Genomic DNA, 21,823 nt, shown 5'->3' with positions numbered 1-21,823 from the left:
CTCCTGCCGTGACCAAACGTCTTATCTTCAACGGCTTCTCGATGAATGCCGTCTCGCATGTCTATCATGGGCTCTGGCGCCATCCAGAGACGCGCCAGACCGCCTTCAACGACCTGCAGACCTGGATCGATCTCGTCAGACTGCTCGAGAAGGGCAAATTCGATGCCTTTTTCGTCGCTGACATTATCGGCGTCGATCCTGCCTATAACGGCACCTGGGACACCTATGTCAAAGAAGCGGTGCAAATTCCGATCAATGATTCCGGCGCTCTCGTCGGTGCGCTGATCTCGCAGACCGAGAATATCGGCCTGACCTTGACGAGCTCGATTCTCCAGGAACACCCTTTTAATTTTGCGCGCAAACTTTCGACGCTCGATCATCTCAGCAAGGGAAGGATCGGCTGGAACATCGTCACCAGCGTCAGTCATAACGCGGCGCAGAATTTCGGCTTCGACCGGATCGTGCCGCATGACGAGCGCTATCGCTGGGCAGAGGAATATGTCGACGTCGTCTACAAGCTCTTGGAAGGGTCCTGGGACGAGGACGCCGTAAAGGCTGACAAAGCTGGCAACTTCTATGCCGACCCCGCCAAGGTCCATCGCATTCACCACGAGGGCGAGCGCTACAAGGTACTGGGGCCGCATCTCAGCCAACCGTCCCGACAGCGCACGCCAGTCCTCTTCCAGGCCGGCTCTTCGCGAGCGGGCCGCGCATTCGCGGCGCGTCACGCGGAGGGCACGTTCATCGCTGCGGTCAACCCGGAAGGCGCGCGGCGTCAGATCGACGAGACGCGAGCCCTGGTACGCGCCGCCGGCCGCAATCCCGATGACCTGCTATTCGTGCAAGGACTGTCCTTTGTCGTCGGCGGGACGGAGGAAGAGGCGCAACGCAAGGCGCGTGACCTGGGCGAACTGGTCAGCGTGGATGGTCTGCTGGCCCATATCAGCCGCGATCTTGGGATCGATTTGGGCATGCTTGACCCGGGCAGGCCGGTCGACGAGCTCAAGGTCGAAGGCGTTCAAGGCATCGTTCGCGCCTTTGAGGAAGGCAATCCCGGAAAGAAGCCCACCGTGGCGGATCTCGGCCGCGCTTATGCGTTGTCGAACCAGATTGTCGGCACGCCTGAGACCATCGCCGACCAGCTGGCCGAATGGCAGGCGGCGGGGATCGATGGCGTCAATATGATTTATCATACCACGCCGGGTTCGTTCGCTGACTTCATCGATAATGTGACACCCGTGCTGCAACGACGCGGACTTGCCCAGACGGATTATGCCGATGGGACGTATCGCGAGCGGCTGTTTCCCGGGCGGGCCGCCCGGCTCCCTGCCCGGCATCCCGCCGCGCGCTATCGCGGCGCTTTTTCGGCTCGGGCCGCATCCCCGATTTGGCCGGCCGCCTGAAACGACCGTCTTCGTCTGCCTAAGGATAAGCGCATGGCCTCCCCTCGCCAGCTCAAATTGGGTGCCTTTCTCATGTCGCCCGGCCATCATGTGGCGGCTTGGCGCCATCAGGATGCCCAGGCCGATCTCGGTGCCGACTTCAAGGCCTATGTGCGGATCGCGCAGGCGGCCGAGGACGCAAAGTTCGATCTCGTCTTTCTCGACGACACATTGGCCATCAAGGACACCAGTCCACAGACTGGGCGATTTTCGGCGCGCTCGGCTTTTTTCGAGCCCATCACCCTCTTATCGGGCATCGCGGCGGTGACCGAGCGAATCGGGCTGGCCGGCACCGTCTCGACGACCTTCAACGAGCCCTACACGCTGGCGCGCAAGTTCGCCTCGCTCGATCTGATCAGCCAGGGGCGCGCCGCCTGGAATCTGGTCACCTCCAACACGGAGGCCGAAGCCAGGAATTTCGGCGACGATCCTCATCTGCTGCATGCCGATCGTTACCGCCGGGCTGAAGAGTTCATTGATGTCGTGACAGGGCTTTGGGCCAGTTTCGACGATGATGCCTTCGCATATGACAAGGCCTCGGGCACTTTCTATCAGCCGGACAAGATGCACGTCTTGAACCACAAGGGCGTGCATTTCAGCGTGCAGGGGCCGCTCAATGTGCGCCGTTCGCCGCAAGGTCATCCCGTCGTGGTTCAGGCCGGTTCCTCCGCTCCCGGCATGGAGCTAGCCGCGCGAACTGCCGAAATCGTCTTCACGGCCCAGCAGACGCTTGCCGACGCGCAGGCTTTCTACAGCGACCTGAAAGCGCGGATGAGCCGCTACGGTCGAGATCCGAGTGATCTGCTGGTGATGCCGGGCATCTTTCCGGTCATTGGCCGCACCCGTGCTGAAGCGGAGGACAAGTTCGCGCGCCTGCAGGATCTGATCGATCCAAAGGTCGGAATTCGGCTGCTCTCGGACATGATCGGCGGCTTCGACCTCAGTCGCTATCCCGCGGATGGACCGGTGCCGGACCTGCCGGAAACGAATGGCGGCAAGAGCCGCCAGCAGCTGCTGTTTGAACTCGCCCGCAAGGAAGGCCTCAGCATCCTTCAACTGGCGCGCAGGATCGCTGGCGCCCGGGGCCACTGGCAAGTGGTCGGGACGGCTGAGGACATTGTCGATCAACTCGAGGAACGGTTTACCAAGGGCGGGGCCGACGGCTTCAACATCATGCCACCAACCTTGCCCGGTGGGTTGAACGACTTCATCGAACTTGCCCTGCCGGAACTTCGTCGACGCGGTCTGTTCCGGATCGAGTATGAGGGCCGTACGCTGCGCGAGAATCTCGGGCTTCGTCGCCCCGCCACAAGTCGCTTCGATACAGGCCGCCCCGATGCAGCTTGCAATGATAGCGTCCTGGCCGCGGAGTGAGGCACATGCGCAAGCGCTTGGTGTTCAACGCCTTCGAGATGAACGCCGTGTCTCATGTCTACCATGGACTATGGCGCCATCCCGCCAATCGGCAGACGTCGTTCAATACATTGGCGTTTTGGACCGACCTCGCCCGCACCCTCGAGCGCGGCCGTTTCGATGCCCTGTTCCTGGCCGACGTCGTCGGCATCGATAAAGGGCACAATGGCGGGCGCGACACCTATTTCAAAGAAGGCATTCATCTGCCCGCCAATGATCCGGCAATCCTCTCCGCGGCGCTGATCGGCGCCACCAGCAATCTGGGGCTGATGTTTACGAGCTCCATCTTGCAAAGCCATCCGTTCGACTTCGCCCGACGCGTGTCGACGCTTGATCATCTGAGCGATGGCCGCATCGGCTGGAACATCGTTACCACCACCAGTCGCAACGCGGCGCGCAATTTCGGCTTCGACGAGCCGGTCGCGCATGACGAGCGTTATGCCTGGGCCGATGAATATGTCGAGGTGGTCTACAAGCTCTGGGAGGGTTCCTGGGAAGATGGCGCGGTGCTCAACGATCCTGCCGCGGGCGGCTATGCGAACTCTAGCCTCATCCATGAGATCGGCCATCGAGGCCAGCGCTATCGGGTCGAGGGGCCGCATCTGAGTTCTCCCTCGCCGCAACGCACCCCTGTCCTGATCCAGGCGGGCTCCTCAAAGGCAGGGCGGGCTTTCGCCGCGCGTAACGCAGAGGCAACGTTCGTCGTCTGCCTGACGCCCGAAGCGGCGCGTGTCGCGGTCAATGAAATTCGCCGCGACGTCGTGGCGGCCGGCCGCGATCCGTCCGACCTGCTCTTCTTCCAGGGTCTCTCCTTCGTGATTGGCAGCACCGAGGAGGAGGCCTGGCGGAAATCGCGTGCCCTTGACGAGTATGTCAGCACCGATGGCTTGGCGGCACATGTGGGGCGCGACCTTGGCATCGATTTCGGCCGGCTCGATCCCGAGCGGCCCGTGGCCGACTATGCGATCGAGGGCTTGCGCGGCTTCACCCAGTTCTTTGAAGAGGCTAATCCCGGCCGAAAGGCACGGCTGATCGATCTCGTCACCTCCATGTCCTATAACGGGCGGATCGTGGGGACGCCCGAACAGATCGCCGATTCCCTCGAGGCCTGGCAGGATGCCGGTATCGACGGGATCAACGTCGCTTATCAGACGGCACCGGGCTCATTCGTCGATGTCGTCGACCATCTCATGCCGGTGTTGCGGGCACGTGGCCTGGCGCAGATTGAATATGCGCCAGGTACGCTGCGGGAGCGGCTGTTCCCGGGCCGCCCCGCGACGCTCCAAGGCGCCCACCCAGCAACGCGTTATCGACGTGTGGCTGAAAACGCCTCCGCCGCCCTCGCAGCAACCGGTCGCGGCTGATGTGGACGGATTCCCACGCGGTCGATTCTCCAACGCGTATCGACGACCTGGCGAGCACGATCGCATCGTCTGGATGCGTTCTTTCGTTCGACGCTGGAGTTGAACGGCGAGCGCGACGCAGATCGTCGAGCGCGGAAAATCCACAAGGACAAGTTCGAGACGCCTTTTCTCGCGGCGCCTTCACCAAGCCGAGTTGGCCGGCGAATGCAGCCTCGTGGGACGAGAAAAGGTCAGGCAGGGTCGCGGCATCGCCGCCGCTCAATTCTGAAAGACTGAGGACATGACGCAGATCGACCGAGCCTGGGGCGGCGGCCCCAGCGTCAACTACGAAGCCCTGGCATCACGCTTCCGTCCGCTCTTTGCGCGTTTTCGTGAAGGGGCGGCAAAGCGCGATCTTGAACGGCGTCTGCCAGACCAGGAATTCGCCGACTTGAAAAAAGCAGGCTTTGGCGCCTTGCGTGTGCCAAAGGAATATGGCGGCGCCGGGGCCAGCCTGCCGGAACTCTTCGCGTTGCTCATCGAGTTGTCGGAGGGCGAGTCCAACCTGACCCAGGCCTATCGCGCGCATTTCGGCTATGTCGAGGATGTGATCAATAGTGCCGATCCATCGCGGCGTGACCGCTGGCTTGGCAGGGTCGGGCGTGGCGACGTCTTTGGCGGTGCCTGGAGCGAGACCGGCGAGAGTGCCAAACTCGACGCGTTCTCGACCAGGGTGACGGGCCAGCCCGGCGACCTTCGCCTGGACGGCCGCAAATATTACACGACCGGTTCCCTGTTCGCCGACTGGATCGATGTCGGGGCAACCAATGAAGCCGGCGAGGGGATCAGTGTCGTGGTCTCGCGGCATGATCCAGGTGTTGATATCCAAGACGATTGGGACGGTATCGGGCAGACGCTGACCGCCAGCGGAAGCGCGACCTTCCACCGTGTGGCCCTGGATCCGGCCGACATATCCAAAGCCGATCTTCGCTTTGGATATGCCCCGGCCTTCTTCCAACTCTTTCAGCTCGCCAATATCGCTGGCATTGGTAGGGCTCTTGCAACCGACCTTGCTCGTGCCGTCGCGGCGCGAACCCGTACCTATACGCACGCGGCTGCCTCACGGTCGTCGGAAGACCCGCAAGTGCTCCAGGTTGTGGGGAGGGTGAGAGGGGCGGCCTACGCGTCCGGCGCCATCGTCCTGCAGGTCGCTGAGGCGCTGCAACGGGCGGCGGACGCCAGGCAGGATGCGACGGCCTTCGAGACCGCCGTTCACATCGCCGAACTTGAGAGCGCGCAGGCTCAGACCGTTATCACCGATCTCGTCCTGCATGCCGCGACAATCGCCTTCGACGCCCTTGGCGCATCCGCAGTCAAGCGCGACGCTGGTCTGGACCGGCACTGGCGCAATGTCCGCACCTTGGCCTCCCACAATCCGCGCATCTACAAAGATCGCATCGTCGGCGACTATGCCGTGAACGGAACGGCTCCTCCGCCCCAGTGGCGGGTTGGACGACCCGCCGAATAGACGATGCCGCTTAAGACCCGCCAAGTCGCGTTCGCTGCCTGACGAAACCTGGGACATGCTCAATCGGGAACGTCCGGACTTGCGCGTCTAAGCCAGGGCGGCCGAGGGGCGACGGTGCTTCATCGCGCACCTCGTCGTCGTCATTGGCTTTGCAGGCAGGGGATAAACCCTCAGATCGAGAATTGACCGTGAGTGCCGTGAAAACGCCAGGCTGGAAGCATCAGTTTCTTCGGCAAGGGAACGGACGAGGGGCATGAGGGCCAAGATCTGGAAGACCGGCGATGGGCCATGCTGCGGGCCATCGCGATCGCGTCGACAGGCTGGCGTCGATTCAGCCCAGCCATCATCGGCCGGATGTATGTCGGGAAGGATGTCAGATCATGAATGAGAGGATCGACCGGTAAAGGCGCCTTCGACTTCGACCCGGCGATCGCCGCCGCCTCGAGGCTCCGCAGCCGGCAGCTCGGTTGGCCCTCGAGCATCAGAGGCCCGCGCCCTACCCGGCGACTAGACGAGATCACGGGGCTGGCCGGCAACCAGGATCGAGCTGAGGCCCTTGATCCGCAGTTCGGCCAGTATTTCGCTATCGCCCTGACGATCGGTGATCAGCATGTGGGTTTGCGCGAGCTTGCAGACCACGACGCGGCTGGAGGCACCAAGCTTCGTGTGATCAGCCAGGATCAGTGTCTGCTTGGCCCGGTCGATCATGGCGCGCGCCAGTTCGGCCTCGTGCAGTTCATAGTTCATGATGCCATGACGGGCATCCACCGCCACCGGCCCGATGACGGCGACGTCGGCGACGAAATGGTCGATCGCCTGGAGTGCAAGCGGACCGAAGGTCGCCGGCACATCGCTCGTCAGTGCGCCGCCCAGCAAAACGACCTCATGGCCGTCGCGCATCAGTATCCCGGCTATATCGAGGGAATTGGTGATGATGCGAAGTCCGCCGACCGAGCCTAGGGCTCGGGCGAATGCCAGCGTTGTCGTGCCGGCGTCGATAAAGCATGTCTGGCCTGGCTCGATAAGGCCGGCAGCCGCCATGGCGATTTCTTCCTTCTCCTGCCGCCGCGTTTGCGTGCGCGTCGAGAAAGGTTCTTCCGGTGCGACCTCGCGCGCCACGGCACCGCCGTGAACACGGCGCAGATGGCCTGCGGATTCGAGTTCGAGAAGATCCCTGCGCACCGTCTCCCGCGAGACTCCGAAAGCCTGTGCGACCTCTTCCGTCTTCAGCCTGCCCGCCGAATTGATGAGCGAGAGGATGCGATGATGGCGCTCAGGCGTCCACACGTTAACGATCGGCTCCGTGATAGTTGGGGTACTGTACGAGATAGCGGACCATAAGCCGCGCGGACGAGGCGGTCGAGGGCCAAAAAGACGAGCATATGCCGCATTCATAAGCAGCCAATGTGCATTCTTGTTGAGATTCGTGCGCTATTTTGCATTTGGCATCAGACTTGCGACGATGTGAGTGAACCGGCGCGTGAGCCCTATCCATGACTAATCCTCCTTCCTCGATGATTGCCGAACTGCAAAGTTTCGCGATGCAGCTGGCCGACAGTGCGGGCGCCTTGGCACTTCGCTATTTCCGCGAGCCGCTTGCGATCGAGAGCAAGGCGGATCTCTCGCCGGTGACGATCGCCGATCGCTCGATCGAGGAAACGATCCGCCGGATGATCGGCGAGAGATTTCCCGAGCATGGGATTTTGGGCGAGGAGTATGGCGCCGACGCCTTGGATCAGGAATTCGTCTGGGTGATCGACCCGATCGATGGAACGAAGGCGTTCGTTTCCGGCAATCCCCTCTTTGGTACATTGCTGGGACTTCTGCATCAGGGTCGGCCGCTCCTCGGCGTGATCGACGCACCCTTTACGCATGAACGCTGGCATGGGTTGCCCGGGCGGACCGAAGACAATCAGGGTCGCCCGTGCCGGGGGCGCCAAGTCGCTCAGATCCAGGAAGCCATTCTCTATACGACCTCGCCGGACAGCTTCACGTCGGCCGGCAGGACAGCCTTTGCCAGCGTCGCCGAACTTGCGAGCCTGACTCGTTATGGCGGCGACTGCTACGCTTACGCCCTGGTGGCAGCCGGCCATGTCGATGCGGTCATCGAGGAAGGCCTCCAGCCTTACGATTTCCTTCCGCTCATCCCTGTCATCGAAGGGGCCGGTGGTTGCATCACCGATTGGGACGGTTCGGCGCTTTCCTTGCAGTCGCATGGCCGGGTCATCGCTGCCGCCAACCCGATCTTGCACCGCGAACTCGTCGCGCGGATGCGCGGTTGTCCTTGACCCTCTCCCCCGCCTGCCGCGCCTCGCGGCCAATCTCGGAGCATTGATCGATGGTCGACCGTCGTGATTTTCTGAAGGGCGCTGCGTTGGGCGGCGCCATGTTCGGGCTGCCTCGCCTCAACCCGGATTTCCTGATCAACAGTGCATTCGCCGCCGAGAACAAGCCAATCGTCTTTCAGTCGGCCGAGAATATTACCGGCAACTGGGATCCGACCGCGCACACGACGCTCTCGCAAAAGAACATCGAGGGCTTCTGCATGGGCTTCCTGGCGCGCGCGCCCATGCGTCCCGAGAAGCCCGACGAGATCGTCATGGAATTGGCGACCGACATTCAGGTGCTGGATCCGCACAAGATCCAGTTCAAGCTTCGTCAGGGCATCACCTTCCACGACGGCCAGCCGTTCACGGCGGCCGACGTCAAGGCGACCTTCGAATATGGCAGCCTGCCCGACCGGCCGGCGCAATGGTATCCGGGCAACAACACAACCTTCGACGTGACGACACCCGACGACTTCACGGTGATCGTCGATACGACGAAGGGCGGCTATGGTTCGAGCCTCTTTGTCTTCCTCGCGGCCTTCCTGCCGATCATGTCGGCCAAGGACGTGGCGGGCGGGCCGAACGGGCCGCTGAGCCAGCGGCTGAACGGCACCGGCCCCTTCAAATTCGTCGCGCAGCAGGGCAATACGACCGTGCTCGAAGCCTTCCCCGGCTACTTCAAGGGTGCGCCCAAGGTGCCGGGCGTCCAGGTCCAGTTCGTCGGCGACGCGACGACGCGGCTGCTCTCGCTCCTGAACGGTCAGGCTTCCATCATCGAGCGGCTCGAGCCCGAGCAGGTGGAGACCGCCAAGCAGAACGCGAACGTCAAGATCTCCTCGCTGGTCTCCGTCGAGAACAAATATCTCTGGTTCCGCTGCTCCAAGCCGCCCTTCAACGATCCCCGCCTGCGTCTCGCCGCCTGCCATGCGATCGACCGTTCGCAGGTCCTGGAAATCCTGGGCGACGCCGGCCATGGCTCGAACAATTTCATCTCGCCCATCAAGTTCGGCTATAGCGACCTGCCGAACTATCCCGCCTACGATCCCGAGAAGTGCCAGGCCCTCCTCAAGGAAGCGGGCTTTCCCAATGGTCAGGGCCTGCCGCCCCTCGAATACATTACCTCGACCGGCTTCTACCCAAAGACCAAGGAATATGGCGAACTCATTACCGCTATGCTGCAGGAGCAGGGTTTCCCGGTGACGCTCAACGTCATGGAAGTCGCCGCCTGGAACGAGCGACTCTATGACCGCCCGGGCGGCGGTCCGGGCCATATGATCGACTGCGGCTGGTCGACCGGCTCGCCGGAGCCGGACCTCATTATCCGGACCCACTTCCATTCGAGCTCGAAGCGCATCTGTGGCATCGTCGATCCAGAGATCGATGCGGTGCTCGACAAAGAGCGCGGTGCCGGCAGCCTGGAGGAGCGCAAGCAGGTCTTGCAGACCGAAACGCTGCCGACCATCGCCAGCAAGATGCCGGCCCTCTCGCTCTTCACCTCTGTCCTGATCCATGCGATGCGCAAGGAACTGGACGGGCTTTTCATCAATCCCGCAGGCGACATGGACGCGTCCAAGGCAACCGACGCCTGAACCCTATCGCACCAAGGATCTTTAGGACCGCCCGGCATGTTCGTCTTGAGTTTTCTGGCTCGCAGGCTGCTTCAGGGGTTCGTCATCATCTTCCTGGTGATGTTCCTGATCTTCACGTTGCTTCGGGTCGTGCCGGGCGATCCTGTCCGATTGATGGCGGGCGGCATGGCCCCCGAGGCGCTGATCGAGCAGATCGCGACCCAAATGGGGCTCCGCGACCCGATCCTCGTTCAGTTCGGCCGCTATGCAGCACACGTGGTGCAAGGCGATTTCGGCCAATCCTTCGTCCGGCCGGCGGATGGGGCGGCAACGGGGGGCGCCGCCTTCAACGACGCCAGCCGCAGCGAGCGTGCTGAGGTTCTCACACTTGTGGCCCAGACAGCACCCCGCACCTTTCAGCTGGCCCTCACCGCCATCCTCATGGCACTCCTGATATCGCTCCCACTGGGCGTCGCGGGCGGCCTCTACCCTGGCCGCTGGCCCGACCGGCTGGCACTCTATCTGGGATCGATCTTCGTTTCCCTGCCGAATTTCTGGCTGGGCATCGTCCTGATCCTACTCCTTTCGGTGAAGCTCGCCTGGCTGCCCGCCATTGGCTATCAGGGCTTTGCCTGGACCATCCTGCCGGCCTTCGTCCTTGCCATCGAGATGGCCCCCTTCATGATCCGCACCCTCACCGTTTCGGTGGCGCAGGTCATGCAGGAATATTTTATCGCCGCCGGCCCGGTCAGAGGACTCAGCCGCTCCCGCGTCGTCCTGCGACATGGCTTGAAGAACGCCTCCGTCCCCCTCCTCAACCTTTTGGGCGTGCAGTTCAGCATGCTCCTGGGGGGCGTTCTCGTTGTTGAGTACATATTCGATTATCCGGGTCTCGGTCTCTTGACGATCAACGCGGTGCTGCAGCGTGACTTCCCGCTGATCCAGGGTATCGCCATCATCACGAGCGCCGCCTTCGTGTTGATCAACATCGCCGTCGACCTTTTGGCCACCACCATCGATCCGAGGCTCGACTACTGATGGCTAGCGTCGATCCAGCCCTCATGGGCAAGCTCGCGATGGCGCCTGATCGGGGAAGATCGCTTACCCGCCGCGTCTGGGCCGAAGCGTTCCGCCAGCCGGAGTTCAAGATTGGCCTCGTCGTCTTCCTGATCCTTTTCCTGCTTGCCTGCTTCTATCCCGAGCTCAGCTCGATCGACCCTTTGAAAATGAATGTGCGCGGGCGCCTCCTGCCCCCGCTCTTCCTGGGGCCTAACTGGAGCTTTACAAATCCGCTCGGGACCGATCAGCTCGGCCGCGACATGCTACTTCGCTGCCTGGTCGGCCTGCGCTATTCCTTTCTGATCGGGGTTTCGACAGTCATCGTCATGCTGCTGATCGGTTGCACGATCGGCATGGTGGCGGGCTACAAAGGCGGCTGGATCAGCACGATCCTCATGCGCCTCACGGATGCGCAGCTCTCCATTCCGATGATCATTCTGGCGATCGCTATCCTGGGTGTCTCGCGGCCGACGATTCCGGCGATCGTCCTGGTCCTGGGCTTGGCGGGCTGGCCCACTTATGCCCGGGTCACGCGCAGTGTCGTCATGGCCGAGAGTCGCAAGGAATTCGTGCGGGGCGCCAAGGTTCTAGGCGCTTCCGACATCCGGATCATGGCACTACTCCTGGCCCCGCTCGTCCTGCCGCCCATCGTCTTCGTCTCCGTGCTCGACATCGCGCGGATGATGATCTTCGAATCGATCCTGGGTTTCATCGGCCTGGGCGTACAGCCGCCGACCCCGACCTTCGGCAACCTCATCGCCGATGGCCGGAAATATCTCTTGAACGCCTGGTGGATCGCGACGATGCCCGGCATCTTCCTTTGCGTCACGCTGACCTCGGTCAATCTCATGGGCGCGGCACTCGAGCGAGCACGCAACCGGATCTTTGGAGGGCTCGCCTGATGGAAGCCCCGCTGCTTGGCGTCCAAGGGCTAAATGTCGACCTGGCACTGCAGAGTGGTCGCACGCGGCCGATCCTGCGTGACATCTCCTTCGAACTCCCTGCCAAACGCACCTTGGGGCTGATCGGCGCCAGCGGTGCCGGCAAGACGGTGCTGGCCAAGGCGCTCGTCAACTGGATCGAGCAGCCCTTGCACATCACCGGCGGGACGATCGCCTGGCGCGGCAAGGATCTTCTGGGCGACCGACAGGGCTTCGGCCGGCTGCGCGGCAGCAAGATCGCCTATGTGGGCGGCAATCCGGCGGGCACGCTCGACCCCACTCAGACGGTGGGCGCGCAGATCGTCGAGAAGCTCCTGTCGGTCCAGCCGCGCACCAGCCGGCGCGAAGCGATCGAAAAGGCGGTCGATCTTCTGGCAGCCGTCCGCATTCCTTCCCCGAGCCAGCGCTTCCACGAATATCCCTATCAGTATAGCGGCGGGATGATGCAGCGGGCGCTGATCGTGGATGCGCTGATCAGCGATCCGGAGCTGCTCGTCGCCGACAATGTCACCCAGCCCTTGGATGTCACGGTCGCCGCCCAGATCTTGAAGCTGATGCGCGAACTGACGGAACGCTTCGCCACGGCTGTTGTCTTCGTCTCCTCCTCCCTGCCGGTCGTGGCCGACATCGCGGACGAACTCCTGGTCCTCCACGAGGGGCGTATCGTCGAGCGTCAGGCCACGCGCCGCCTCGTCAGTCATCCTATCCACGCCTACACGCAAGCTCTCATCGGCGAGTTGCCGACAATCTGGCAAGGCCACGGCCCTGCCGAAAGGCCGCGCGGGCAGACAACGGAACCGCTCCTCTCGGTCTCGGAAGTCTCCAAGACCTACAAGGTCAGGAAGCGCGACAGCTTCGCCGGTTACAATCACGTCCAGGCGGTCCGGCGCGCCAATTTCGATATCTTCAAGGGCGACAATTTCGGCGTCGTTGGCGAATCGGGCTGCGGCAAGTCGAGCCTGATGCGGCTCCTGACCCGGCTGGAGCCGCCCGACACCGGCCGGATCGTCTTCGATGGCCAGGATCTGGCTACCTGCGGCGGCAGCGCGCTGCAAAAACTGCGTCGCCGCCTGCAACTGGTCCTTCAGGATCCTTTCTCCTCCTTGCCGCCGCGCTCGCCGATCGGCGCCATCATCGAGGAGCCCTTGCGCATCCATGGCCTGGGAGGCGCCAAGGAGCGTCGCCGCCAGGTCAGGGACGTCATGGGTGAAGTGGGGCTGGATGCAACTCTCATCGATGAGCTGCCGGCTGGACTCAGTGCTGGCCAGCGTCAACGGGTCAATGTCGCCCGGGCGATGATCCTGGAGCCGGCGCTGCTCATCATGGACGAGACGCTCTCGTCACTCGACCAGACCGAGCAGACCAAGCTCCTCAATCTCTTCGAGCGTCTCCAGGCGCAGCATGGCTTCACCTATCTCTTCATCTCGCACGATCTCGCGATGGTGCGGCGCGTTTGCAGCCGGATCGCCGTGATGTACCTGGGTGAGATCGTCGAGCTTGCCGCGAACGAGCGGCTCTTCTTCGATCCCGGCCATCCCTACACGAAGGCGCTGCTCTCGGCCGTGCCGACGCTGGAGGAACGTCGCTACCGACCGGAGGACTGTCTGCTGGAGGGCGAGCCGCCCAGCCCCATCGACCTGCCGCCCGGCTGCAGCTTCGCCAGCCGCTGTCCATCCGCCTTCGACCGCTGCCGCTCGCAGCATCCGGGCTTGACCGCCCGCTCATCGCATGACCTCGCGGCCTGTTTTCTGGTCGAGCCGCCGCGGGTTGCAGCCAGGGAGACCGCCGGTGCCTGAGGCCTTGTCCTTTCCAATGATCGATGGCGAGCGCCTGCGTCGTTTCATGGACGAGGTCTCCGCCTTCGGCGCCACCAAGGGAGGTGGCGTGGATCGTCCAGCGGGCACCCGCGAGCATGGAAGAGCGCGCGACTGGCTGCGGGGCCAGCTCGAGGCCGCAGGCCTTCGCGTCGCCATCGATCCGATCGGCAACCTTTTCGGCATTCTCGAATGGGCCGGCCCCGATGCGCCGCTCATCTTGACGGGCTCCCACCTGGACAGCCAGCCCAATGGCGGCCGCTTCGATGGCGCCTATGGCGTGGTGGCTTCTCTCGAGGCGATCCTGGCCCTCAAGGGGCACGCGCAGGCGCATGGCCTCAGCCCGCGCTGCAACCTCGCCCTTGTCGACTGGATGAACGAGGAGGGGGCCCGATTCCAGCCCAGCCTTCTGGGCAGCAGCGTCTTTGGTGGCCAACTGACGCTCGACTACGCGCTCAGCCGCAAGGACGGCGACGGCGTCAGCGTCGAGACGGCGTTGCGCGAGACCGGTTATCTCGGCAAGGACGAGGCACCCAATCCCGTCAGCTATCTCGAGATGCATGTGGAATGCGGCGGCGATCTCGAGGCCTCGGGTCGGAAGATTGGCCCCTTTGCCCGGCATTGGGGGGCGCTCAAGGTCAAGATCAAGGTGACCGGACGCCAGACGCATACCGGGCCGACGCCGATGGCGCACCGCCAGGACGCCCTCCTGGGTGCGGCCTATCTGATCGCCGCGATCCGTGACCTGTCGCCGCGCGCGGCCGACACGCTCTACACCTCGGTAGGTCGCATCGAGGTCATCCCGAACTCGCCCAATATCGTGCCCGGCGAGGCCCTCTTGTTTGCCGAGCTGCGGTCGCCGGAGATGGCTGTCCTGGAGTGGGCTGAGGGGGAGCTCAACGCCGCGCTCGGTCCCTGCGCGGACAAGGCAGGTGTACGCGCCGAGATCTTGAGCATCGATCGCCGCCCGGCCGGTCGCTTCGCCCCGGGCCTTGTCCGGCTCGCACAGGAGGAGGCTGAAGACCTCGGCCTCTCGACGCAAACCTTGGACACGATCGGCGGTCATGACGCCATACCTGTGCTGGCCCGCTGCCCCGCTATCGTCGTGGCCGTACCCTCGGTAGGCGGCATCTGCCATAATGCGGTCGAGTTCACGCCGCATGAGGATCTTGAGAACGGCACGCGGCTGCTGACGAGAATGCTCTGGCGGCTTGATCGCATGGATGGCCGCCCGAGCGGCACCTGAGAAAGAACGCTACCATGAAGACCGTTGGTGAGGCAGAGGGCAAACTCGAGACCCGGGTTGAAGCCATCTTACGCCAGCTCCCGGACGGCGAAGGCGAGCCTTATCGTTACGCGCCCGCTCTGGGCGGGGTCGTCTCACCCATCCATCGGGGTGTGGCCACCACCGCTTGGCTGGTGGCCAAGGGCGATGCGCCGCCCCATCTTTTCTTGAAGCTGCCCGAGCCCGAAATGGCGTCTTTCCTCGACCCGACAGGCGATTTCGCCGCCGCTCGGGTCGCGGCGGAGGCCGGCGTCTCGCCGGCGCCACGTTATCTGATCGACGATGCCATCCTCTTTGACTACCTGCCAGCTCCCTTTGCCTGGGCGCGGCTTCATCAGTTCCTGGATCCCACTGTCCGGGCCAGGCTCATCGCCGCCAAGCGCGCGATCCAGGCTGCGCCCTCGATGTCCAGGAAGCGGGAGCTGGGCCCGCGACTGGCGGCTTTCGCAGGGAAGATCGAAACCCTCGGCATCGCGCTGCCCCCCGACGGCTGGTGGCTGATTCGCCAGGGTGCCGGCATCACCGAGGCGATTGCCAGCGCTGGGCAGGATGTTTGCCCCTGCCACCTCGATGGCGTGTCGTCCAACGTCATGTTGCATCCGGACGGCCGGCTGCAGCTCGTCGATTTCGACCTCGCGGGCGACGCCGATCCGCATTGGGACCTAGGCACGGTGATGGCCGAGATCTGCCAGTTCGAGGACGAGGAGGCCGCCTTGGTCGAGCTGTTCCTGGGTGGCTATGATCGACGTGTGCACCATCGCGCCCGACTTCTGGGTGCCGCTGATGACATCGCCTGGGGTCTCTGGGGCTACCTCCTGGCACGCCTCAGTCCAAGATCGCATGTCGAATTCGTCAAATATGCCGAGTGGCGCTTTCTGCGCGCGCGCATGGTCCTCCATGACCCGCGCTTCGAGGCGATGCTGCGCCATGTTTGAGACGATCATGCCGGAGGACATGCCATGACACGTCGCAAGCTCGGTGAGGCCTCGAGTGAGGCCGAGCGCCGGATCGAGGCAGCGATCTTGCTGAAGCCGGACTGGCGCGGACGCGCCGTCGCCTACGAGCCCGTCTCGGGCGGCATCAGCAATGCCAATTGGCGGGTCGTCGTCGAGGGTGCTCCTATCGACTATTTCGTCAAGATTCCGGGCGATGGCACCGAGATGTTCATCGATCGGCGCACCGCGCTCGATGCCGGGCAGAAGGCCAGTCAGCTTGGGATCGGCCCTGCGGTGCATCCGATGCCGGACGGCTCGCTCATCGAGGTGACGACCTTCGTTACCGACCGGCGCTCCTGTACGCATAGCGATTTCCAGGACCGCGCGGTGCGGTTGGCGGCGATCGATACCTATCGGACGTTACATTCGGCCCCCCTCCTGCGCGCCACCAAGACGATCTTCGACATGATCGAGGAGCATATCGAGCAGGCGAAGGAACTGGACAGCTGGTTGCCGCCGGATTTCGCCTGGATCATGGGCGAGTATCGGCTGGCACGCGCGCGACTGGAAGCGTCGGGGCTCGACCTCGTGCCATGTTTCAACGATCCCATGGCCGGCAATTTCATGGTCGACGACAAGAAGACGATCATGCTGATCGATTACGAATACGCCGCCAACAATGATCGCTGCTACGATCTGGGCGTCTGGTTCGGCGAGATGTTCTATCCGGCTGCTGTCGAGCTCGAGTTGATCGAGGCTTATTTTGGCAGGGTCGATCCGAAGATCGTTTCCCGCGTCGCGATCCACAAGGCGCTTGCCGACGTCAAATGGGCGCTCTGGTCGTTCGTGCAGCAGAAAATATCGACGCTCGAGTTCGACTATTTCAAGTACGGCGTCTGGAAGCTGCTCCGCTTGCGAACTTTCATGCGCGACCCGGAATGGGTCGCTCATCTAAGTCGTATCTAGGAACCGGGTGTTTCGAGGCCTTGGGTGTCGCTCCGGCCTAAGTATCGGCTCAGGTCCGGTGTGTGGTCAGGGGTCTCCGAGCCCGGCTGCCGATCCAGAGCGACGCGCGACGTCGACCGGAATGCTGCGGAGGGGGACACGGTCCGGTCGCGCTCGATCACGACCGAGAAGATCGTCTGGACTGAGAGATGCTCCAAGCCCGGCACGGTCATGAAGGCCGTCAGGTCAGTGTGCCGGTCGCGTGGTGCTCCGGCGGGACGTCGACACAGCGTCCGGTATTGATGAGCGTTGCTACAGCCTTGAGGCTGCTGGCCTTGGCGGTCCATGCGCCGACGATCCGCCTTGAAGAGCATAGCCGGGCCCTTGGTCAAGAAACGCGGTTGCACGACCCCTTAGCCGTGGGACGACAGTCGCTCGAGTTGGGCGGTGTCTCGTTGGGCTACGGATAGCAATAGGGGCGCGACACCTCGCGAAAGATCGGCACCCCGGCCGGCCCGGCACCTTGATGCTCGGACGAGCCGATGCCCAGATGATGTTCGCGCCCGGCGATCGCCGACGTCAACCGGTAAGTTGGCTTCTTTCCGCGAGCTATGCCCGCCTGATCAGGAGCGCCCGCCAAGCGCGCGCTGACCAAGTACAAAAGCGACTCCATCAAGACGCAAGCAGCGCGACGGCCATCGAAGAGTTTGAACGCAAGCCTGAAAGCGAACAACGGATGGCTGGCCGGCAGCCCGGTAACGGCTGGACGACACAAAGGAAGAAAGCAACGAGGATCGCCGGCAACCGCTGATGGCGGCATTCCACGAGAAGGCCGAGCGGGGTCGTCAGGCCGAGCCAGAGCGTGGCCGATAATTGCATTGAAGACATGACATGACCGACGCGAAAGCCCGGATGGCCGAGGCGGAAGCAGGAGCATGCCAGGCGAAAGATTGGTGGCGTGACCTAGGTCATTACGACCGCATGCGTTGGGTGCGCCGTTATCAGGCTGCGGTGTATAGGACGTTGACGCCCTTGGAGGCTTGGCGGGTGTATCAACGCGACAAGGATCACGGCCAACGTCGGTGCGACTGGTACACCAATCCAGATAGTGAGGTCGGCCGATGGGTGGAGCGGGTGAGGCAGAGCTAGTTTTGGCCAGCCTTTGCCATCAAGGCTTCACATAGGGGCCCGTGCCAGGGTGGAAGGTCCATCAACACATAGCGCATGGCTTCGTCCACGAAGGCGGCCAGGCTAACCGGCGGCGGTGCCAGGGCGACAGATTCCACGGCGCTCAGACCCGCCGGCTCAGGTAGTGACGGGTTCCACCATGCGCGCAGCTCGCCGTAGGTGGTCATGTTGACTCCGAAGCCTGTTTGCGTGCCAAACGACAGCATGATGGGCCGAAGGCCATCCGTGTCCGGCCCGATCGACAACGCGAACCAATGCAGTTCGTCTCCATGCTCGCGCACCAGGTAGCCATCGGGCGGGGTCGGGTTATCGGGGCCAGTCGATAGCATCCGTACCAAGTGTGCGAGCTTGCCGCTAGCAAATGCTTCACCGGGTTCCAGCTCGTTCTGTGATTGGGTCATTTACGCAGTCTCCAGCGCTTTCACTTCATTCGACTTCATTGTCACCACCGAAGCTCGCGAACTCAGGCTCTTTAGCTCATGAACCGACTTCATCAATAAGGCGCTGCTTCTCGGCCTCTCCGAAGCCCTTGCACGCCATTCCGATGAAGTTCAACATGTCCCGTACATCCACAACACGGCTAACCCGCCTAGGGTCGTCTATGTAGTGGTGAAGCACGCCGGCCATTTCGCAATCGAGCGCCTAGAAATGCCCGCCATAGATAGCCTGCTCGATCGGCTCGACGTCTTTCAGGTAGTATTCATTGTCTTTCTTGTCCTTCCGCTCGCTAATCTAGTCCAGCCTGATCTGCGCGAGCATCCAGAGCATCAGCTTTTCAGATTTGGTCGGCCGAAAATCCCGTTGAGAATTGGCAGTCAGACACCCTCCACGAGAGGACAAACGGCCTCGGAGACAGGCGTTTCCGGTGCGGGTGCCGGCGGTGGCGTGACCGAGGACGACGGCGCCGCCAAAGCTTTGCCGCCAGCAGGGCTTGTCGTTGGCGGCCATAGCGGTAGCACGCACTGGGGAGAACCCGCTCACACCACCCGCTTTGGCGGTTCGATGCGACCGCCCTGCGTGTGGCGTCCCCACCGCCACCACAGGAATGGCCATCACCACCCATCGCATCAGCGAGCGGCGTCTCCCGACTAGCAGACGCGCCATCATTGGCGGCGTCGGCACCCCTAGCGCCGACGAGATCGCCGCCCGGCCTGCCACCGACGTCGCTCGCGCCAGCGCCCACCGCATTCATCAATGATCAAGTGCTGCGCCGGAACCGCCGACAGCCACCAAATGATGGGTTTAGGTTGTTTTAGCTGAGCCGCCTTTTCGCCGAGGACCGGCTGGCATGGCGGGAGAACGGGAAACGAGCTCGCGCCTGGGACAAGGCAGCGGCCGCCCAGTTCCTCGGGGATTGTGCGCGCTCTAGGACATGCAGGAACAACGCGGCCAGCCCTTCCGATGCCCCCAGCGTGGCGCCATGCGTCCAGCCGCGGTCGAGACGGGCAAGGGGTGAACGTTGGTGGCTTCGACAGTCGCGCCCGCAGCCACTGCTTCCGCCGTGGACCAGCCGGCGTACAGAGCGCTCAACGTCAGTCTGCTAGCCTCGCGCCGCGACGATCGAGTCGGCCATGATGGCCAGGCCTCGGTCGATCTCCTCATCCGATACGGTCAAGGGTGGTGCAATCCGGAACACGGCACCCATCGCCGGCAGCTTGACGATGTTCATGCTGAGGCCGCGCGCCATGGCCTGGGCGCCGATCCGCTCGCCCATCGCCAGATCGGGCGCGCGGCCGGATCGGTCGGCGACGATTTCCAGCCCCAGGAGCAGGCCGCGTCCCCGAACGTCCCCGATGCACTCGAAGCGCTGCTGCAGGTCCTCCAGGCCGGCACGAAGCCGTTGCCCAGCTTGGCGGGCGCGCTGGACCAGCCCCCCCTTTTCCACGACGTCCAGGACGGTGAGGCCGACCGCGGCAGGCAATGGATCGGAGACATGGGTCGTGTAGAAGAGAAAACCCTTCTCATGCGCCAGCTCCTCGCTCCTGGCGCTGGTCAGGGTCGCCGCCAGCGGCAGGCCGGCGCCCAGCGTCTTGGACAGGGTCAAGATGTCCGGTGTCACGCCATCGCGCTCGAAGGCGAACATGTGCCCGGTACGGCCGATGCCGGTCTGTGCCTCGTCGAGGATCAGTAGCATGCCGCGCTCGTCGCATTTCTTCCGCAGTGCGGCCAGATAGCCGGGCGGCAGCTCGATGATGCCGCCCGAGGAGAGGATGGGCTCGGCTATGAAGGCGGCGAGATTGCCGGTCGACTGGCCGTCGATCAGGGCGAACGCGTCATCCAGCTCGGTCTGCCAGTCGAGACTGCCGTCGGCATGGGTGAAGCGCGGTCGGTAGGCATTGGGTGCCGGGATCGCGAAGGCGCCGACATTGGCCGGGCCATAACCTTTGCGGTTGGTACTGTAGGTAGCCGAGGCGGCTGCCCCCGTCATGCCGTGCCAGCTCTTCGAGAACGCAACGATCTCGTATTTGCCGGTGACGAGCTTGGCCAGGCGGATGGCCGCTTCGTTCGATTCGGCACCGGTGGAGAGCAGCAGTACTTTCTCCAGCCCCTTCACCATCGAGCCCAGCCGCGCCGATAGCTCCACTACCGGGCGTGAGAGCATTCCGCTCAGCAGATGATCCAGCCGGCTCACTTGGTCCCGCACGGTTTGCACGATCGCCGGGTGCGAATGACCTAAAAGGGCGCTCATCTGGCCGGAGGTGAAGTCGAGGATCGCATCGCCGGCCGCATCGAAGACATAGCTGCCCTCCGCCCGCTCGATGATGCGCCGCTCGAAAGTACCGCCATAGCGGAGCACGTGGTCGGACACGGCGGACCAGAAGGCAGGGTCGGCATTGGCGTCGGGTGAACCAGTGGGCAAGGGCTGGACTTCCTCAAAATCGACCATGTCGAGGGTTGTGAGCGAGCGTAGGGCCGAGACCGGTCGCAAGCAATTTCATTAAGAGAACATCTGGAAAGCTGCGCCAGGCAGCCTTTGTCTCAGGGCGGCCGGCGACCAGCCTTCGACACGTCAAAGATTCAGTGGTCTGCCAGGTCGCGCAGCCTCGCTGGCGCCCAAGGCGGGTCGGGCTGGAATCGACCTGCCAGCCAATCGGAGAAGGCTCTGGTCTTGGTGGGCAGGCCTCCGAGTGAAGGCGTGACGACGTAGATCGCGCCCTCGTCGGCAATGCGCCAATCCGTCAGAACGCGGACCAGCAAACCCGAGGCGAGCTGCCGTGCCACCAGCCACTCGGTAGCATAAACAAGGCCCAGTCCCGCGACCGCGGCATCGACCAGGATCTCGGCGTCGTCGCTGGCGAGTGCCCCATCGATCGGCACCGTCACCAGGCGTTCCTCGGCATCGAGAAACTCCCACGCCGTCGGGTTCGCCTTGCCCGTGTAGCAAAGGCAGGCATGCTGCCTGAGGTCCGCCGGGGTTTTTAGAGCCGGTGCCCGGGCCAGATAGTCGGGCGCGGCGCAGACCAGTCGGCCGCGCCCGAGCAGCCGCCGTGCGACCAGGCGGGAATCGGGCAGGACGCCCAACCGCACCGCGAGATCGAATCCCTCGCCGATGAGGTCGACGAAACGATTGCTCAAGACCGCCTCGATCGTCACGCCCGGATGGGCCTGCAAAAAGGCCGCGATCATCGGCGAGAGCCACATCCGGCCGAAGCTGGTCGGCAGCGACAGGCGCAGATGGCCACGCGGCTGGCCGCGCGCGAAGGAGGCGGCGTCGCGATCGGCGGCGGCAAGCTCGCGTAGCAGCGGCCTGATCCGGTCGAGATAGGATCGCCCGGCCTCGGTCAGGGTGACACGCCGGGTGCTGCGCTCGGCCAGTCGAACGCCGAGCCGCGATTCCAGTGCCTGCAAGCGCCGGGAGACGATCGTCGGATCGCGGCCGAGCCGGCGTCCGGCCCGCGCGAAGCTGCTGCACTCTGCCAGCGCCACAAAGGCTTCGAGCGTTTCGATATCGGCCAATTGCTGCATGGAATGCAGTTATAAGCTGTACCCTCGCCTCATTCCAGCGTCATCTTGCATCAATTAGCGTCATCGTGA

At 63.4% G+C, this 21,823-nt stretch carries 17 protein-coding genes; 12 read left to right on the top strand and 5 right to left on the bottom strand.

Going from position 1 to position 21,823, the window contains the following annotated elements; genetic code table 11:
• The first annotated feature begins 8 nt into the window (after nt 1-8).
• The 4 genes from CFB17_RS13605 (at nt 9) to CFB17_RS13590 (ending at nt 5,726) form a co-directional block, all read left to right on the top strand.
• On the top strand, nt 9-1,403 hold the full coding sequence (locus CFB17_RS13605; RefSeq protein WP_207762095.1) for an LLM class flavin-dependent oxidoreductase: 1,395 nt from the start codon (nt 9-11) through the stop codon (nt 1,401-1,403).
• 33 nt (nt 1,404-1,436) lie between these two features.
• Entirely contained in the window at nt 1,437-2,816 is a 1,380-nt protein-coding gene (locus CFB17_RS13600; RefSeq protein ID WP_088562114.1) for an LLM class flavin-dependent oxidoreductase, read from the top strand.
• Between the two features lie 5 nt (nt 2,817-2,821).
• The gene (locus CFB17_RS13595) at nt 2,822-4,219 is read left to right on the top strand and encodes an NtaA/DmoA family FMN-dependent monooxygenase (protein WP_088562113.1); all 1,398 of its coding nucleotides are present in this window, start codon (nt 2,822-2,824) and stop codon (nt 4,217-4,219) included.
• 280 nt (nt 4,220-4,499) lie between these two features.
• Nucleotides 4,500-5,726 (top strand): acyl-CoA dehydrogenase family protein, encoded by a 1,227-nt coding sequence (locus CFB17_RS13590; protein ID WP_088562112.1) that lies wholly within the window; start codon nt 4,500-4,502, stop codon nt 5,724-5,726.
• Nucleotides 5,727-6,233: 507 nt separating this feature from the next.
• Here the strand turns inward: CFB17_RS13590 and CFB17_RS13580 are convergent.
• Nucleotides 6,234-7,013: a DeoR/GlpR family DNA-binding transcription regulator gene (locus CFB17_RS13580; protein ID WP_088562110.1), complete on the bottom strand. Its 780-nt coding sequence runs from the start codon at nt 7,011-7,013 to the stop codon at nt 6,234-6,236.
• Nucleotides 7,014-7,219: 206 nt separating this feature from the next.
• Between CFB17_RS13580 and hisN the strand changes: the two genes are divergently transcribed.
• From hisN to CFB17_RS13540, 8 genes are read left to right on the top strand one after another with little or no spacing between them, the layout of a single operon-like run.
• Complete coding sequence (gene hisN, locus CFB17_RS13575; RefSeq protein ID WP_088562109.1) at nt 7,220-8,014, top strand: histidinol-phosphatase; 795 nt, start codon at nt 7,220-7,222, stop codon at nt 8,012-8,014.
• Nucleotides 8,015-8,064: 50 nt separating this feature from the next.
• On the top strand, nt 8,065-9,642 hold the full coding sequence (locus CFB17_RS13570) for an ABC transporter substrate-binding protein (RefSeq protein ID WP_088562108.1): 1,578 nt from the start codon (nt 8,065-8,067) through the stop codon (nt 9,640-9,642).
• A 36-nt stretch (nt 9,643-9,678) separates the two neighbouring features.
• Nucleotides 9,679-10,659 carry an ABC transporter permease gene (locus CFB17_RS13565; RefSeq protein ID WP_088562107.1) on the top strand — a complete coding sequence of 327 codons (981 nt, stop codon included), beginning with the start codon at nt 9,679-9,681 and terminating at the stop codon, nt 10,657-10,659.
• Nucleotides 10,659-11,582 carry an ABC transporter permease gene (locus CFB17_RS13560; RefSeq protein ID WP_088562106.1) on the top strand — a complete coding sequence of 308 codons (924 nt, stop codon included), beginning with the start codon at nt 10,659-10,661 and terminating at the stop codon, nt 11,580-11,582. Before CFB17_RS13565 ends, CFB17_RS13560 begins: the two co-directional genes overlap by 1 nt.
• The gene (locus tag CFB17_RS13555) at nt 11,582-13,417 is read left to right on the top strand and encodes an ABC transporter ATP-binding protein (protein WP_088562105.1); all 1,836 of its coding nucleotides are present in this window, start codon (nt 11,582-11,584) and stop codon (nt 13,415-13,417) included. Before CFB17_RS13560 ends, CFB17_RS13555 begins: the two co-directional genes overlap by 1 nt.
• Nucleotides 13,410-14,681 carry a Zn-dependent hydrolase gene (locus tag CFB17_RS13550; protein WP_207762094.1) on the top strand — a complete coding sequence of 424 codons (1,272 nt, stop codon included), beginning with the start codon at nt 13,410-13,412 and terminating at the stop codon, nt 14,679-14,681. Before CFB17_RS13555 ends, CFB17_RS13550 begins: the two co-directional genes overlap by 8 nt.
• A gap of 14 nt (nt 14,682-14,695) precedes the next feature.
• Nucleotides 14,696-15,655: a phosphotransferase gene (locus tag CFB17_RS13545; RefSeq protein ID WP_088562103.1), complete on the top strand. Its 960-nt coding sequence runs from the start codon at nt 14,696-14,698 to the stop codon at nt 15,653-15,655.
• A gap of 24 nt (nt 15,656-15,679) precedes the next feature.
• The gene (locus tag CFB17_RS13540) at nt 15,680-16,621 is read left to right on the top strand and encodes a choline/ethanolamine kinase family protein (RefSeq protein ID WP_088562102.1); all 942 of its coding nucleotides are present in this window, start codon (nt 15,680-15,682) and stop codon (nt 16,619-16,621) included.
• Between the two features lie 439 nt (nt 16,622-17,060).
• On the opposite strand, the gene CFB17_RS13530 is transcribed toward CFB17_RS13540, so the two are convergent.
• From CFB17_RS13530 to CFB17_RS13505, 4 genes are all read right to left on the bottom strand, one after another.
• Nucleotides 17,061-17,261 (bottom strand): hypothetical protein, encoded by a 201-nt coding sequence (locus tag CFB17_RS13530; RefSeq protein ID WP_133063909.1) that lies wholly within the window; start codon nt 17,259-17,261, stop codon nt 17,061-17,063.
• Between the two features lie 484 nt (nt 17,262-17,745).
• Complete coding sequence (locus CFB17_RS13520) at nt 17,746-18,189, bottom strand: hypothetical protein (protein WP_088562098.1); 444 nt, start codon at nt 18,187-18,189, stop codon at nt 17,746-17,748.
• Nucleotides 18,190-19,328: 1,139 nt separating this feature from the next.
• The gene (locus CFB17_RS13510; RefSeq protein WP_088562199.1) at nt 19,329-20,675 is read right to left on the bottom strand and encodes an aspartate aminotransferase family protein; all 1,347 of its coding nucleotides are present in this window, start codon (nt 20,673-20,675) and stop codon (nt 19,329-19,331) included.
• A 131-nt stretch (nt 20,676-20,806) separates the two neighbouring features.
• Complete coding sequence (locus CFB17_RS13505) at nt 20,807-21,754, bottom strand: LysR family transcriptional regulator (RefSeq protein ID WP_088562097.1); 948 nt, start codon at nt 21,752-21,754, stop codon at nt 20,807-20,809.
• Between the last annotated feature and the right edge of the window lie 69 nt (nt 21,755-21,823).

This window comes from Arboricoccus pini (assembly GCF_900187945.1).
GTDB classification, from domain to species: Bacteria; Pseudomonadota; Alphaproteobacteria; order Geminicoccales; family Geminicoccaceae; genus Arboricoccus; species Arboricoccus pini.
The sequence above is the reverse complement of the archived record's forward strand: the minus strand, read 5'-3'. Positions and strand labels throughout refer to the sequence as shown.

Excerpts from the sequence above, each read along its gene's own strand:
- CFB17_RS13600 (WP_088562114.1), top strand. The coding sequence starts at position 1,437 with ATGGCCTCCCCTCGCCAGCTCAAATTGGGTGCCTTTCTCATGTCGCCC.
- CFB17_RS13595 (WP_088562113.1), top strand. The coding sequence starts at position 2,822 with ATGCGCAAGCGCTTGGTGTTCAACGCCTTCGAGATGAACGCCGTGTCT.
- CFB17_RS13590 (WP_088562112.1), top strand. The coding sequence starts at position 4,500 with ATGACGCAGATCGACCGAGCCTGGGGCGGCGGCCCCAGCGTCAACTAC.
- hisN (WP_088562109.1), top strand. The coding sequence starts at position 7,220 with ATGACTAATCCTCCTTCCTCGATGATTGCCGAACTGCAAAGTTTCGCG.
- CFB17_RS13570 (WP_088562108.1), top strand. The coding sequence starts at position 8,065 with ATGGTCGACCGTCGTGATTTTCTGAAGGGCGCTGCGTTGGGCGGCGCC.
- CFB17_RS13565 (WP_088562107.1), top strand. The coding sequence starts at position 9,679 with ATGTTCGTCTTGAGTTTTCTGGCTCGCAGGCTGCTTCAGGGGTTCGTC.
- CFB17_RS13560 (WP_088562106.1), top strand. The coding sequence starts at position 10,659 with ATGGCTAGCGTCGATCCAGCCCTCATGGGCAAGCTCGCGATGGCGCCT.
- CFB17_RS13555 (WP_088562105.1), top strand. The coding sequence starts at position 11,582 with ATGGAAGCCCCGCTGCTTGGCGTCCAAGGGCTAAATGTCGACCTGGCA.
- CFB17_RS13545 (WP_088562103.1), top strand. The coding sequence starts at position 14,696 with ATGAAGACCGTTGGTGAGGCAGAGGGCAAACTCGAGACCCGGGTTGAA.
- CFB17_RS13540 (WP_088562102.1), top strand. The coding sequence starts at position 15,680 with ATGACACGTCGCAAGCTCGGTGAGGCCTCGAGTGAGGCCGAGCGCCGG.
- CFB17_RS13520 (WP_088562098.1), bottom strand. The coding sequence starts at position 18,189 with ATGACCCAATCACAGAACGAGCTGGAACCCGGTGAAGCATTTGCTAGC.
- CFB17_RS13510 (WP_088562199.1), bottom strand. The coding sequence starts at position 20,675 with ATGGTCGATTTTGAGGAAGTCCAGCCCTTGCCCACTGGTTCACCCGAC.
- CFB17_RS13505 (WP_088562097.1), bottom strand. The coding sequence starts at position 21,754 with ATGCAGCAATTGGCCGATATCGAAACGCTCGAAGCCTTTGTGGCGCTG.